Annotated in this window: 12 protein-coding genes; 5 read left to right on the forward strand and 7 right to left on the reverse strand. The window is 63.0% G+C overall.

The window, feature by feature from the left end:
• Nucleotides 1-22: 22 nt before the first annotated feature.
• Together araG and araH are read left to right on the forward strand one after the other, a co-directional pair.
• Nucleotides 23-1,525 carry an L-arabinose ABC transporter ATP-binding protein AraG gene (gene araG / locus B9N88_RS28080; protein ID WP_085205433.1) on the forward strand — a complete coding sequence of 501 codons (1,503 nt, stop codon included), beginning with the start codon at nucleotides 23-25 and terminating at the stop codon, nucleotides 1,523-1,525.
• Nucleotides 1,526-1,534: 9 nt separating this feature from the next.
• Nucleotides 1,535-2,503 (forward strand): L-arabinose ABC transporter permease AraH, encoded by a 969-nt coding sequence (gene araH, locus B9N88_RS28085; protein ID WP_027607587.1) that lies wholly within the window; start codon nucleotides 1,535-1,537, stop codon nucleotides 2,501-2,503.
• Nucleotides 2,504-2,697: 194 nt separating this feature from the next.
• Here the strand turns inward: araH and B9N88_RS28090 are convergent, their stop codons facing one another.
• Entirely contained in the window at nucleotides 2,698-3,846 is a 1,149-nt protein-coding gene (locus B9N88_RS28090) for an aldose epimerase family protein (RefSeq protein ID WP_027607586.1), read from the reverse strand.
• 136 nt (nucleotides 3,847-3,982) lie between these two features.
• Here B9N88_RS28090 and B9N88_RS28095 point away from each other — a divergent pair, with 136 nt between their 5' ends.
• On the forward strand, nucleotides 3,983-4,750 hold the full coding sequence (locus B9N88_RS28095; RefSeq protein ID WP_027607585.1) for an SDR family NAD(P)-dependent oxidoreductase: 768 nt from the start codon (nucleotides 3,983-3,985) through the stop codon (nucleotides 4,748-4,750).
• Between the two features lie 137 nt (nucleotides 4,751-4,887).
• On the opposite strand, the gene B9N88_RS28100 is transcribed toward B9N88_RS28095, so the two are convergent.
• Nucleotides 4,888-5,484 (reverse strand): glutathione S-transferase family protein, encoded by a 597-nt coding sequence (locus tag B9N88_RS28100; RefSeq protein ID WP_027607584.1) that lies wholly within the window; start codon nucleotides 5,482-5,484, stop codon nucleotides 4,888-4,890.
• Between the two features lie 38 nt (nucleotides 5,485-5,522).
• Nucleotides 5,523-6,035, reverse strand: coding sequence for a G/U mismatch-specific DNA glycosylase (gene mug, locus B9N88_RS28105; protein ID WP_027607583.1), 513 nt, complete (start codon nucleotides 6,033-6,035; stop codon nucleotides 5,523-5,525).
• Between the two features lie 79 nt (nucleotides 6,036-6,114).
• Between mug and yghU the strand changes: the two genes are divergently transcribed.
• Nucleotides 6,115-6,951 (forward strand): glutathione-dependent disulfide-bond oxidoreductase, encoded by an 837-nt coding sequence (yghU, locus tag B9N88_RS28110; RefSeq protein ID WP_027607582.1) that lies wholly within the window; start codon nucleotides 6,115-6,117, stop codon nucleotides 6,949-6,951.
• Nucleotides 6,952-7,075: 124 nt separating this feature from the next.
• Here yghU and B9N88_RS28115 read toward each other — a convergent pair whose 3' ends face one another.
• From B9N88_RS28115 to B9N88_RS28125, 3 genes are read right to left on the reverse strand one after another with little or no spacing between them, the layout of a single operon-like run.
• Complete coding sequence (locus tag B9N88_RS28115; protein ID WP_027607581.1) at nucleotides 7,076-8,002, reverse strand: sugar ABC transporter substrate-binding protein; 927 nt, start codon at nucleotides 8,000-8,002, stop codon at nucleotides 7,076-7,078.
• A 19-nt stretch (nucleotides 8,003-8,021) separates the two neighbouring features.
• Entirely contained in the window at nucleotides 8,022-8,801 is a 780-nt protein-coding gene (locus B9N88_RS28120) for a TIM barrel protein (protein ID WP_027607580.1), read from the reverse strand.
• Nucleotides 8,801-9,817 (reverse strand): Gfo/Idh/MocA family oxidoreductase, encoded by a 1,017-nt coding sequence (locus B9N88_RS28125; protein WP_027607579.1) that lies wholly within the window; start codon nucleotides 9,815-9,817, stop codon nucleotides 8,801-8,803. The genes B9N88_RS28120 and B9N88_RS28125 overlap by 1 nt, the downstream gene beginning before the upstream one ends.
• Before the next feature lie 185 nt (nucleotides 9,818-10,002).
• Here B9N88_RS28125 and B9N88_RS28130 point away from each other — a divergent pair, with 185 nt between their 5' ends.
• Complete coding sequence (locus tag B9N88_RS28130; protein ID WP_027607578.1) at nucleotides 10,003-11,976, forward strand: sigma-54 interaction domain-containing protein; 1,974 nt, start codon at nucleotides 10,003-10,005, stop codon at nucleotides 11,974-11,976.
• A 355-nt stretch (nucleotides 11,977-12,331) separates the two neighbouring features.
• Here B9N88_RS28130 and B9N88_RS28135 read toward each other — a convergent pair whose 3' ends face one another.
• Nucleotides 12,332-13,381, reverse strand: a complete 1,050-nt coding sequence (locus tag B9N88_RS28135; protein ID WP_027607577.1) for a LacI family DNA-binding transcriptional regulator — start codon at nucleotides 13,379-13,381, stop codon at nucleotides 12,332-12,334.
• Between the last annotated feature and the right edge of the window lie 129 nt (nucleotides 13,382-13,510).

The raw sequence follows: 13,510 nt of genomic DNA on the forward strand, positions 1-13,510 counted from the left end.
TGACCAAGATCGGGCTGTGGAAATGACGGCGGCGGCCCTGCGTTTCGACGCTATCGGCAAAACCTTTCCCGGGGTCAAGGCGCTGGACGGCATCAGCTTCACCGCCCACCCGGGGCAGGTACACGCCCTGATGGGCGAGAACGGTGCCGGTAAGTCGACGCTGCTGAAGATCCTCGGCGGCGCCTATATTCCCAGCAGCGGCAGCGTGCAGATCGGCGCGCAGACCATGGCGTTCAAATGCGCCGCCGACAGCATCGCCAGCGGCGTCGCGGTGATCCACCAGGAGCTGCACCTGGTGCCGGAAATGACCGTCGCCGAAAACCTGTTCCTCGGGCATTTGCCCTCGCGCTTCGGCGTGGTCAACCGGGGCCTGCTGCGCAAGCAGGCCCTGGCTTGCCTCAAGAGCCTGGCGGATGAAATCGACCCCGAGGAAAAACTCGGGCGCCTGTCCCTGGGCCAGCGCCAACTGGTGGAAATCGCCAAGGCGCTGTCCCGTGGCGCCCATGTGATTGCCTTCGACGAACCCACCAGCAGCCTGTCGGCGCGGGAGATCGACCGCTTGATGGCGATCATCACGCGCCTGCGGGACGAGGGCAAAGTGGTGCTCTATGTGTCGCACCGCATGGAAGAAGTGTTCCGCATCTGCAACGCGGTCACCGTGTTCAAGGACGGCCGCTACGTGCGCACCTTCGATGACATGAGCGCGCTGACCCACGACCAGTTGGTGACCTGCATGGTCGGTCGCGACATCCAGGACATCTACGACTACCGCCCGCGCGAGCACGGCGAGGTGGCGCTCAAGGTCGACGGTTTGTTGGGCCCGGGTTTGCGTGAGCCGGTCAGTTTTGAGGTACGCAAGGGCGAGATTCTCGGCCTGTTCGGCTTGGTCGGGGCAGGGCGCACGGAGCTGTTCCGTTTGCTCAGCGGCTTGGAGCGCGCCAGCGCCGGCAGCCTGGAGCTCTGCGGTGAAGCACTGACACTGCGCTCACCGCGTGATGCCATCGCCGCCGGTGTACTGCTGTGCCCGGAAGACCGCAAGAAGGAAGGCATCATTCCGCTGTCCAGCGTCGCCGAGAACATCAATATCAGCGCCCGTGGCGCCCACTCTTCGTTCGGCTGGTTACTGCGCGATGGCTGGGAGAAGGGCAATGCCGACCAGCAGATCAAGGCGATGAAGGTTAAAACCCCGACCGCCGCGCAAAAGATCATGTACCTGTCCGGCGGCAACCAGCAGAAAGCCATTCTCGGCCGCTGGCTGTCGATGCCGATGAAGGTGCTGCTGCTCGACGAACCGACTCGTGGTATCGACATCGGCGCCAAGGCCGAGATCTACCAGATTATCCATAACCTCGCGGCCGATGGCATTGCGGTGATCGTGGTGTCCAGCGACCTCATGGAAGTGATGGGCATCTCCGATCGCATCCTGGTGCTGTGCGAAGGCGCGATGCGCGGCGAACAAACCCGTGAACACGCGACTGAATCCAACCTGCTGCAACTGGCCCTGCCGCGCGGCCTGGCGAACTGAGAGAAGACCATGACCACTCAAAACAACGCGCTGCCGACGGCACGCAAACCCCTCGATATGCGCGCACTGCTCGACAACTGGGCGATGCTGCTGGCGGCGGTGGGCATCTTTGTCCTGTGCGCCTTGCTCATCGATAACTTCCTTTCGCCGTTGAACATGCGTGGCCTGGGCCTGGCGATTTCCACCGTGGGCATTGCCGCCTGCACCATGCTGTTCTGCCTGGCATCGGGGCACTTCGACCTGTCGGTGGGCTCGGTGATCGCCTGCGCCGGCGTGGTGGCGGCGATTGTGATGCGCGACACCGACAGCGTCATGCTGGGCATCGGCGCGGCGTTGCTGATGGGCCTGATCGTGGGGCTGATCAACGGCATCGTGATCGCCAAGCTGCGGGTCAATGCGTTGATCACCACCCTGGCGACCATGCAGATCGTGCGCGGCCTGGCCTATATCTTTGCCGACGGCAAGGCGGTGGGCGTATCCCAGGACCAGTTCTTTATCTTCGGTAACGGCCAACTGTTGGGCGTACCGGTGCCGATCCTGATCACCATCGTGTGCTTCCTGTTTTTCGGCTGGCTGCTCAACTACACCACCTACGGGCGCAACACCATGGCCATCGGCGGCAACCCGGAAGCGGCGTTGCTGGCGGGGGTGAATGTCGACCGCACCAAGATCCTGATCTTCGCCGTGCACGGCCTGATCGGCGCATTGGCCGGGGTGATCCTCGCCTCGCGCATGACCTCGGGCCAGCCGATGATCGGCCAGGGCTTCGAGCTGACGGTGATCTCCGCCTGCGTGCTGGGCGGGGTGTCGTTGAGCGGCGGCATCGGCATGATCCGTCACGTGATCGCCGGGGTGTTGATTTTGGCGATCATCGAGAACGCGATGAACCTGAAGAACATCGACACCTTCTACCAGTATGTGATCCGCGGTTCGATCCTGCTGCTGGCGGTGGTCATCGACCGCATGAAACAACGCTGATGGTGGTAAACAAGCCGGTTGTAGTGAGCGGGCTTGCCCCGCGCTGGGGCGCGAAGCGGCCCCAACACAGTCACTGCATTCTTCCAGGCTGAACCGGGTCGCGGGTTTCAGGGCCGCTTCGCGCCCCAGCGCGGGGCAAGCCCGCTCACCACAAAAAAAGCCCGCTTCGTTAACCGAAGCGGGTTGATGTCAGGTTAATCAGCGGAGAACTTGAAGACGGTGTTCTGGGTATACGTCTGCCCTGGATTCAAACGGGTCGAGGCAAACGTCGGTTGGTTAGGCGCATCCGGAAAGTGCTGGGTCTCCAAGGTAAACCCGCTCCAGTGCAGATAGGTCTTGCCACCTTTGCCCTTCACCGAACCATCCAGGAAGTTGCTGGTATAGAACTGCACGCCCGGTTCGCTGGTGTAGAGCTGCAAGCGCCGGCCTGACGCCGGGTCGTGCACCTCGGCGGCAAGTTGCTTGACGTCGCCCTTGGTGTCCAGCGCCCAGTTGAAGTCAAACCCACCCTGTTTCGGCTCGGCAAATTTGAGCTGCGGGTGATCTTCCTTGATGTGCTGGCCGACCGAGGTGGGCTTGAGGAAGTCCATCGGCGTGCCCTTGACCGGCGCGAGTTCGCCGGTAGGAATCAAGGTGGCATTCACCGGCGTGTAATGGCTGGCATGCAATGTAGCGACGTGCTTCAGGATGTCGCCGTTACCCGCACCGGCCAGGTTGAAGTAGCTGTGATTGGTGAGGTTGAGTACCGTCGGCTTGTCGGTGGTGGCCTTGTAGTCGATGTGCAGTTCGTTCCTGTCGTTGAGGCGATAGGTGACTTCGGTTTTCAAATTACCGGGAAAGCCCATCTCGCCGTCCTTGGACAGGTAGCTCAGCTTCACGCCGACCGAGTCCTTGTCCTTGACCGGCTCGGCCTTCCACACCTGCTTGTCGAAGCCCTGGGCGCCGCCATGCAGTGAGTTGGGGCCGTCGTTGAGCGGCACCTGGAAGCGCTTGCCATCGAGTTCAAAGGCACCGCCGGCCAGGCGATTGCCGAAGCGGCCGATGGTTGCGCCGAAAAACGCCGTACCGGCTTGATAGCCTTGCACGTCGTCAAAGCCCAGCACCACGTCGTCGACCTTGCCGTTTTTGTCCGGCACTTTCAGCGACTGCAACACGCCGCCGTAGGTGATCACCGTGGCTTGCATGCCGTGGCTGTTGCGCAGGATGTACTGTTCGACGGCGGTGCCGTCGTTGGTTTTACCGAAAGGTTTTTGCTCGCTGCTCAGGCCGGCCGCCTGGGCGCCGCCGCTGGCGATCAGCATGGACAGCGCCAGGCCGGACAGCAGGTATCGAGGGTGCTTCATGGTCGAACTTCCTTTTGTTGTTTTGAGTGGAATAGTTCTACTAATAGCGATATTTTGTCGGTTGGACAGCGAATTTATAGCCTTTAAAGCCGATTTCGTAAAATAAAATAAGACTAATTGATCGAGGCATCCTTTTATGAGTACTGAACACGCCGTTTATCCCGACCTCAAGGGCAAGACCGTACTGATTTCCGGGGGCGCCTCGGGGATCGGCGAATTCATGGTGCGCGCCTTCGCCGTGCAGGGTGCCAAGGTCGGGTTTGTGGACCGCGCGCAAAGCCAGGGCGAACGCCTGGCGGCGTTGTTGAGTTCCCAGGGGCATGCCGTGGAGTTCGTGTGTTGCGACATCACCGATGAAATCGCCTACAAGGCGGCCATAGGGCGCTTCGAACATTCCCTGGGGCCGATCAGCGTACTGGTGAACAACGCCGCCAATGACGTGCGCCACACCCTGGAAGAAGTCGATTCGGAAACCTTCGACAAGCTGATCTCAGTCAACCTCAAACACGCCTTCTTTGCCGCCAAGGCCGTGGTGCCGATGATGAAACGCGCCGGCAGCGGCTCGATCATCAACCTCGGCTCCGTCGGCTGGATGATGGCCTCCGCCGGCTACCCGGTGTACGCCGCCAGCAAGGCCGCCGCCCACGGCATGACCCGCGCGCTGGCACGGGAACTGGGGCCGAACCGTATCCGGGTGAACACACTGGTGCCGGGCTGGGTGATGACCGAAAAACAGCTGGCCATGTGGGTGGATGACGCCGCCAAGGAACTGATCAGCCGCAGCCAGTGCCTGCCCGGCAGCGTACTGCCGGAACACATCGCCAATATGGCGCTGTTTCTCGCGTCCGATGCCTCGGCGATGTGTTCGGCGCAGAACTTTATTGTGGATGGCGGCTGGGTCTGAGCCGAACACGTCAGTTCATGCAACCCAAATCAATGTGGGAGGGGGCTTGCCCCCGATAGCGGTGGTTCAGGCAGTACTTCTATAACTGATCCACCCTTATCGGCGGCAAGCCCCCTCCCACATTTGAACTGCTGTGCTTAGGCGATGGGGTAACGCCTGAACGCCGGATGCTGCTCCAGCCTTTCGGCATGCCGTTGCAGGTTGGGAAATGCATCCGCCTTGACCACCGATGCCACGGTGAACTGGCTGAACGACCAGGCCACCGCCGCCGTAATCGACGCCTGGGTCAATGCTTCGCTGTCGCCCAATTGCTTGTCCAGCAACCCATAGGCCGCAAGCAATTGCCCGCTCACGCGCTCAAGCCATGGCGCATGCAGCTTCTCGGCCGGGCGCAGGTTGTGTTCATAGACGATCTGCACGCTCTTCTCGCAGGCTGCCAGCGCCAGTCCCAGAACGTGCAAGTCCTTGGCCAGTGCCGCAGGTTGCCGGGGCAACAGCTTCCTGTCAGCCGGGGCCAGGGTTTCCAGGTACTCCAGGATCAGGCTGGAGTCCATCAACACCGTGCCATCGTCCAGCACCAGGGTAGGGGCCTTGACCACCGGGTTGATCTGCGCAAATTCGTCGAAGGTGCGGAACACGGACAGGGGTTCATGCACGAAATCCACCCCGTACAGGTCCAGGGAAATAGCCACGCGGCGCACGTAGGGCGAGTCCAGCATGCCGATCAGTTTCATGAAGCCTCCATTGCTGTCAGGGTGACGAGCCCAAGAGATTAAGGGCACTCGGTCGCCCGGCGCAATTGTTGATACGCCTGCACCAGCTGCTCCAGGCTGAACGCCAGGTTGCGTCCGCTGGGATTGGGCAGCACCCACACTGACGCACCGCCCAGCACCTTTGGCTGCAAGCCCCAGGCGATCTCGCGTTGGCCGCTCAACGCGCTGTAGCCGGACTTGCCCATGAACGCCACGAAGCGCGGCGCGCAGTGGCGGATCTTGTGTTCAAAGCCCGTCGCGGCCTGGGTGAACTCATGCCGTGCCAATTCGCCCGCGCTGGCCGTGGGACGTTCCACCAACGTGGTCAGGCCGCAGTGGTAGTGCAGCAGCGTACGCCCGTGTTCGGGGCGGATTTCATGGGGCGTGAAGCCGGCCAGGTGCAGGGTGCGCCAGAAGCGGTTGCTGCGGTTGGCGAAATGCAGGCCGAGGGCGGCGGAACCCTTGCCGGGGTTTATGCCGCAGAACACGACCTTCAGGTGTTTGGCGAGAATATCTTCAAGTCTGTCGGCCATGTGGGGGTATCTGAATGTGAGCCAATCGGTAAGATGCGCTTTGAATTCATCCATCCCAAGCGCCTCAGGAGCAGTGAGCATGACCGATTCATCCAGCTATGTCCCACCCAAGGTCTGGACCTGGGACGCCGAAAGTGGCGGCACCTTCGCCAGCATCAACCGGCCCATCGCCGGCGCCACCCATGAAAAGCAATTGCCGGTCGGCAAGCATCCGCTGCAGCTGTATTCCCTGGCCACGCCCAATGGGCAGAAGGTCACCATCCTGCTCGAGGAACTGCTGGCCCTGGGGCACAGCGGCGCGGAATACGACGCCTGGCTGATCAAGATCGGCGACGGCGACCAGTTCGGCAGCGGCTTTGTCGGGGTCAACCCGAACTCGAAGATCCCGGCCTTGATGGACCATAGCGGCGTCCAGCCGATTCGCGTGTTCGAATCCGGCGCGATCCTGCAGTACCTGGCCGAGAAGTTCGGCGCCTTCTTCCCCACCGAGCCGGCGGCCCGCGCGGAATGCCTGTCGTGGTTGTTCTGGCAGATGGGCAGCGCGCCCTACCTGGGCGGCGGCTTCGGGCATTTCTATGCCTATGCGCCGAGCAAGATGGAATACCCGATCAACCGCTTTGCCATGGAAACCAAGCGCCAACTGGATGTGCTGGACCAGCGCCTGGCCGTGAGCGAATACATCGCCGGGGATGAATACACCATCGCCGATATCGCCATCTGGCCGTGGTACGGCGGGCTGGTCAAAGGCCGCTTGTATGGGGCGGCGGAGTTTCTCTCGGTGCACGAGTACAAGCACGTACAGCGCTGGGCGGACGCGATTGAGGCGCGGCCGGCGGTGCAGCGTGGGCGGCGGGTGAATCGGGTGTCGGGCGAGGAACAGTTGCCCGAGCGCCATGATGCAAGTGACCTGGACTGATTGAGATCCAAGTGTGGGAGGGGGCTTGCCCCCGATAGCGGTGGATCAGTCACGGATGTATCAACTGACCCACTGCCATCGGGGGGCAAGCCCACTCCCACATTTTGATCGCCTTATCTTCGATTTACTTGTAGCGCTGTTCGAACACCGCCACCTGTTCGGGCTTGATGAGCTCGAACGGCACCCACACCTCGGACTCGATCGGCTCGCCCTTGATCATCCTGATCGCCGACTGCACTGCCTGAGTGGCCTGGGCCTTGGGGTCCTGGAATACCGACGCCGTGAGCATGCCGCGCTTGATCGCCGCCAGACCGTCGGGCAAGCCGTCGATGCCGATAATCGCAATCTCGCCCTTGGCCTTGCCCGCCTGTTGCAAGGCCATGGCCGCGCCAATCGCCATTTCATCGTTATTGGCCACAATCGCATCGAACTGCGTGCCGGCCAGCAGCCAGTTGCTGGTCAGGTCCATGCCCTTGTTGCGTTGCCACTCGGCGCTTTGCTGCTCCACCACCTTGATGCCGGGAAAGTCCTTGAGCACCTGCTTGACGCCTTCGGTGCGGTCATGGGTGGCGTTCTGCGCGAGGTCGCCCATGATGATAGCCACATTGCCTTTGCCGCCGAGCTTTTCCGCGAGGTAGCGCATCTGCAATTGCCCGGCCTCGATATCGTTGGATGCCACGGTGACCACGCCCTTGGGCAAGGTGCGCTCATCCGGGTGGCGGTTGACGTACACCAGTGGCGTCTTGGCCGCCACGGCGGCGCGGGTCATGTTGGCGGTGGCGGCGGTGTCCACCGGCAGCACGATCACGGCGTCGACTTTCTGGTTGAGAAAGCCTTCGACCTGGTTGAGCTGGCGCACCACGTCGCCCTGGGCGTCTTCGAACTGGATCTGCACGTCCTGTTGCTTGGCGGCATTTTCCAGGCCGGTGCGCACGTAGGTCATGAAGTTATCGTCGACCCGCGCGATGCTCACGCCGATGCGATACGCGGCGAAGGTCCATTGGCTGAACAGCAGTAAAAACGCAGCAACAAGCAATGAATAGCGATGCATGAGGGTGTTCCTTTTATTGTTATAGGGTGAACGCTTGACGGAAACGCTCCAGGGCCAACTCGCTGTCGCCGCTGGCCCAGCCTTCGAGGCCGACCACGCCGTTGTAACCCATGGCGTGCAGGGCCCTGGCTATGGCCGGGTAGTGGATTTCGCCGGTGCCGGGCTCCTGGCGTCCGGGCACGTCGGCCACCTGGATTTCACCGATGGCGCTGCCTGCGCGCTGGATCAGCTCGATCAGGTTTCCTTCGCCGATCTGCGCGTGGTACAGGTCCAGGTTCATTTTCAGGTGCGGGCTGCCCACGGCTTCGATCAGCGCCAGGGTGTCGTCGGCGCGGGCGAACGGGGTGCCGGGGTGGTCGACCTCGGTGTTGAGGTTTTCCAGCAGGAACACGCGGCCGGCGTCTTCGCCCAGGCGCGCGATCTTTTCCAGCGCCTTGCACGCGCTCAGCCACATGCGCCCGGTGGTCTGGCCCACGGGCTGCACCGGCAGGCCGCCGTCACCGAGTCCGGTGCCGTGCAGGTTGAGGCTGGGGCAGTTCAGGCGCTCGGCGACGCCGATGGATTCGCGCGCACTGTCGAGCAGTTGGCGGATGCCGTCGGGGTCGGTGAGGGTGCCGCTGATATAGCCGGTCATCGAAGTGAAATCGGCGCCGGTGGCGGCCAGGGCGCTGATGTCTTTATTGGTCCAGTTCCAGATTTCGGCACTGAAACCCAGTGCATGGATGCGCTTCACGCGCTCGACGAAGGGCAGGTCGAGAAACACCATCTCGGCACTGATCGCCAGTTTGAACGGGCTCATCAGCGGGCTCCCTGCACGGCCACGGCCTTGCCGGTCTGGAACGACTCGATGCAGGCACGGGCAATCGCCAGGGCGGCGCGCGCGTCTTCGCCACTGGCCATGGGCTTGGCGCCGCTGCGCAGGCAGTCGACAAAGTGGTTGAGTTCGGCGATGTAGGCGTCGCGCAGCAGGTCGGTGTCCATGCGCTGGGTGTCGGCCTGGATGCCCTCGGCCAGGTAGCGCACCAGGTCGGAGTCGTTGAGGCTGCCCATGCTCAGCATGCCGGCGCTGCCGAACACTTCGCCGCGCACGTCGTAGCCGTACACCGCCTGGAAGTTGGCCTCGGCGGTGGCGATGGCGCCGTTGTCGAAGCGGATCGCGACCACGGCGGTGTCGAGGAAGCCTTTGCTTTTGTACTCCGGCGCGATCAATGCGTCGGCCATCACATACACCTGCACCGCTTCGGCACCGGGGTTGAGGTAGCGCAGGGTGTCGAAGTCGTGGATCAGGGTTTCCAGGAAGATCACCCATTGCGGCGAATTGGCCGGGTTGTTGAGTGCCGGGTCGCGGGTCAGCGAGCGCAACAACTGCGGCGTGCCGATGCGGCCGGCCGCCACGTCGAGGTGGGCCGTGCGGAAGCTCTTGGCGAAACGCCGATTGAAACCGACCTGCAGCGGCACGCGCGCATCGGCCGCGGCGGCAATGGCGCGGTCGGCTTCGTCGAGGGTGATGGCCATGGGTTTTTCGCAGAAGATCCCCTTGCCGGCGCGGGCGGCGCTGATCACCAGTTCGGCGTGGCTGCGGGCGGGGGCGGCGATGAGGACGCCGTCGATGTCCGGGTCGTCGAGCAGCTGCTGTGGGTCGGTGTAGACCTTGTCCACGCCCAGTTCGGCCGCCAGGCGTGCGGCTTGGCCGGGAGTGGGGTCGGCGATGGCGGCGAGGGTTGCGCCGGGGATGTGTCGCGCAGCGGTCAGGCCGTGGAAGCTGCCCATGCGACCTGCACCGATCAAGCCCAGGCGGATGTTCTGTGTACTCATGAAATAACCCCTTTTTATTGTTGGCCGCAGGACAGCCCTGGCTGGCAAAGGGGCTGGAGCAAAGGTTATGCCAATTTATAACTGTCTGATAATTAAGGCTTTATAAAATACAATAAACAAAATGTGTTCATTCTGATGACATGCCTATACTGACATGTCAAAAACATGAACATGGATACCGCCCGATGAGCATGGCGTTCAGCGTACAAGACCTCGACTACCTGGCGGCCCTGGGGCCTGCGGCGCTGAACGACGGCCCGGTTGCTGCGCTGGAACAGGCGTGGCGCGCGTGCCTGGCCGGGCGGGTGCAGCGCCCGGCCGAGGTGCGGCAGGTGATCTGGGATTCCTGGCGCCGCAGCGTAGAGGCGGGTATCGACCCGGATGACAGCCAGTACCGCTTCGTGGCGCCCCACGATCTTGCTGCCACCCTGGCCACCCACCGCGTCCTGATCGCCGCCGCCGCGCAGGTCATGCACGGCTTGTTGGCCTACAACCCTCGCGGCCATATCAACCTCACCGACGCCGAGGGCACCACCCTGTATTTCTGCGGGCTGGACATCACCCCCGTCGGCAGCCGCCTGCTCGAATCGGTCCAGGGCACCAACTGCACCGGCCTGGCCCTGGCCGAAGACCGCCTGGTGTACGTGCTGGCCGAGGAGAACTTCGGCAGCGGCCTGCGCCAACGCCGTATGCACTGCGCCGCCGCGCCGATCAGGAATGCCCAGGGCCAGACCCTGGCGATGCTGACCCTCACCGCCGAACCCGGCTGGTTTCATTTTCACACCCTCGGTACCGTACAAGCGGCTGCCGAAGCGGTCTCCCGCCAGATGGCCCTGCAAGCGCTGTTGGAAGAGCAGCAAACCGTGCTCGAAGTGCTTAACGAAGGCCTGGTGGTGCTCGATGAGCGTGGCTGCATCAAGGCGCTCAATCGTTATGCCCGGCAACTGTTCGGGGTGGGGCTGGAGCTGATCGGCAGCCCCTTCCAGCGCCTGGGCCGCAGTGAATTGAGTGACGCCATGCTTTTACGCGGCGGTGAGCCGGTGCGTGACCTCGATTGCACCTTCCACCTGCACGACCGCAGCCAGCTCGCCTGCCTGGTCTCGGTGTGCCCGCTGGAGCAGGGCGGGGTGATCGTGTCCCTGCGCGAAAACCGCCGCATCCGTGAAATCACCCGGCGCATCATCAGCACCCAGGCGCGCTACACCTTCGATACCATCCAGGGCACGTCGCGGGCGATCCAGGACGCGCTGCACCTGGGACGCATCGCCAGTCGCAGTGAATCCACCACCCTGATCCTCGGCGAAAGCGGCACCGGCAAGGAGCTGTTCGCCCAGGCCATCCACAACGCCAGCGACCGCGCCAACGGTCCGTTCGTGGCGGTCAACTGCGGCGCGATCCCACGGGACCTGGTGCAGAGCGAGCTGTTCGGGCACGTCGAAGGCGCATTCACCGGCTCGGCCCGGGGCGGGTCGGCGGGCAAGTTTGAACTGGCGGATGGCGGCACCATCTTTCTGGATGAGATTGGCGATATGTCCTTCGACGCTCAGGTCAGCCTGCTGCGGGTGTTGCAGGAAGGCGAAATTACCCGCGTCGGCGCGAAAAGTTCACGGCCCGTGGACGTAAGGATCATTGCCGCCACCCACCGCAACCTCAGCCAGGCGGTGGCCGAAGGGGCGTTCCGTGAAGACCTCTACTACCGCCTCAACGTCCTGAACCTGACCGTACCGCCGCTGCGCATGCGCCGTGAAGACATCCCGTTGCTGGCGCGGCACTTCCTCACGCGCTGCGCCCGTTCGCTGCGCAAATCGGTACAGGGCTTTGCCCCGGATGCGCTGGAATTGCTCTCGGCCTACGCCTGGCCAGGCAATGTGCGCGAGCTGGAAAACAGCATCGAACGCGCCACCAACCTGGCGACGGGCGAACTGATCCAGGCGGCCGATCTACCCCTGGAAACCAGACCGCGCGCCACGCTGCGCCACCACGAACCTCAGCCCGCCCAGGACCTGAGCAGCCACGAAATGCACGCCATCGTCGCCGCCCTCAAAAGCACCGGCGGCAACATCCGCCTGGCCGCCCGGCAACTGAACGTGTCCCGGGGTGGGCTGTACAACAAGATGAGTCGGTTCGGGTTGAGTGCCGCAGATTTTCGCGGCGCATAGGGTCGACATGTGGGAGGGGTTTTGCCCCCGATAGCCATAGGTATCTACCCAACGTTGGCTCAACGCTGAAAGCGCGGCGGATAGGGCTGTCGTGGTGAGCGGGCTTGTCCCGCGCTGGGCTGCGCAGCAGCCCCAAAACCAGCCTCTACAGAGTGTCTGATACACCGCGATCTTCTTGACTGGGGCTGCTGCGCAGCCCAACGCGGGACAAACCCGCTCGCCACAGGGAGATTTGTCAGGGTCTGAAAAGTTGCGTAGATGCCCTTGCCCCGATAGCGGAGTGTCAGTTGACATCTACTTAACTGATCCACCGCCATCGGGGGCAAGCCCCCTCCCACATTTTGATCTCCATGTATCAGGCACACATGTTCTCCGACGTCACAATCTGCGGCGCGATATACACCCGATGCCGCTCCGGATCAAACCCCTCGGCACTCTGCAATTCCACCAGCAACTGCACCAGCGCGTTCGCCGTCTGCCTGGGCTGGGAATCCATCACCACATCGATCAACCCCTGGCTCAGCGCCTGGCGTGACAGCGCCGTGGACTCCTGCAAAATGCAGCACAAGGCCGGGCGCTTGGGCAGTTGCGCCAGGGCGCTGATGATGCCGTCGCCACCGCCACCCACCACGCACAGGCCGCGCAGGTCGGTGTGGCGGGTGAGCAGGTCGAGGGTGGCTTCTTCGGTGATGTCGCAGTTGTCCAGGTTGATCAGCGGCTCCAGCGGTTTGAGCCCCGGGGCGTGTTCAGCCAGGTAGCTGTGCAGGCCTTCGACCCGTGCCTGGTGACCGAGGAAGCGATGGCCGCCGAGCAGGATCCCCACGCTGCCTTTGCGGGCGCCGCAGGTGCGGGCGAGCAGCCAGCCCATGGTGCGCCCGACCACGTGGTTGTCCTGGCCCACATAGGGTTCCAGGGCTTGCTCGTGAATATCCGAAAGCAGGGCCACCACCGGCACACCGGCCTCGCGGATCTGCGCCAGGCAGGCGTTGATCAGCGGGTGGGCGAAGCTGACCACGGCGAGGGCATCACACTGCACGGCCAGTTGTTCGATCTGCGCGACGATGACGCTGGGTGTGCGGTCGTGGATGTAGTCGAATTGGCAGGTCAGGTTGGCGCTGGCGTGATGCTGCGCCGCCTCGCTGATCGACTGCGCCAGGTGGGCATAGAACGCCTGGGCGGTGCCCAGCAGCAGGATGCCGAAGCGATAGGTGGGCCGGCGTTCGCGTATGCGCTGGCCGATCAACCGTGCAGCAAAATAGCCCACCGCTTCGGCAGCCTGGAACACCTGCTCGGCCGTTTGCGGATTGACTGGCGCGCGCGCATTCAGCACGCGGTCGACGGTGGCCACGCTGAGGCCCGCATGGGCGGCGACGGTGGCGATGGTCGGGCGTTTATTGTTGTTCATGACAGCCCCCTTGAGCGTCTTGATAGAAAACTATCAAGCCCCGCTGGGCCTGGATGATAGCTTGATAGGGAATGGATTCAAGGCCTTGAGGGTGATTTAGCCGCGCTCTATCGTTGGTTTCGCAAAGCA

Source organism: Pseudomonas sp. LAMO17WK12:I1 (assembly GCF_900177315.1).
Taxonomy (GTDB): Bacteria; Pseudomonadota; Gammaproteobacteria; order Pseudomonadales; family Pseudomonadaceae; genus Aquipseudomonas; species Aquipseudomonas marginalis.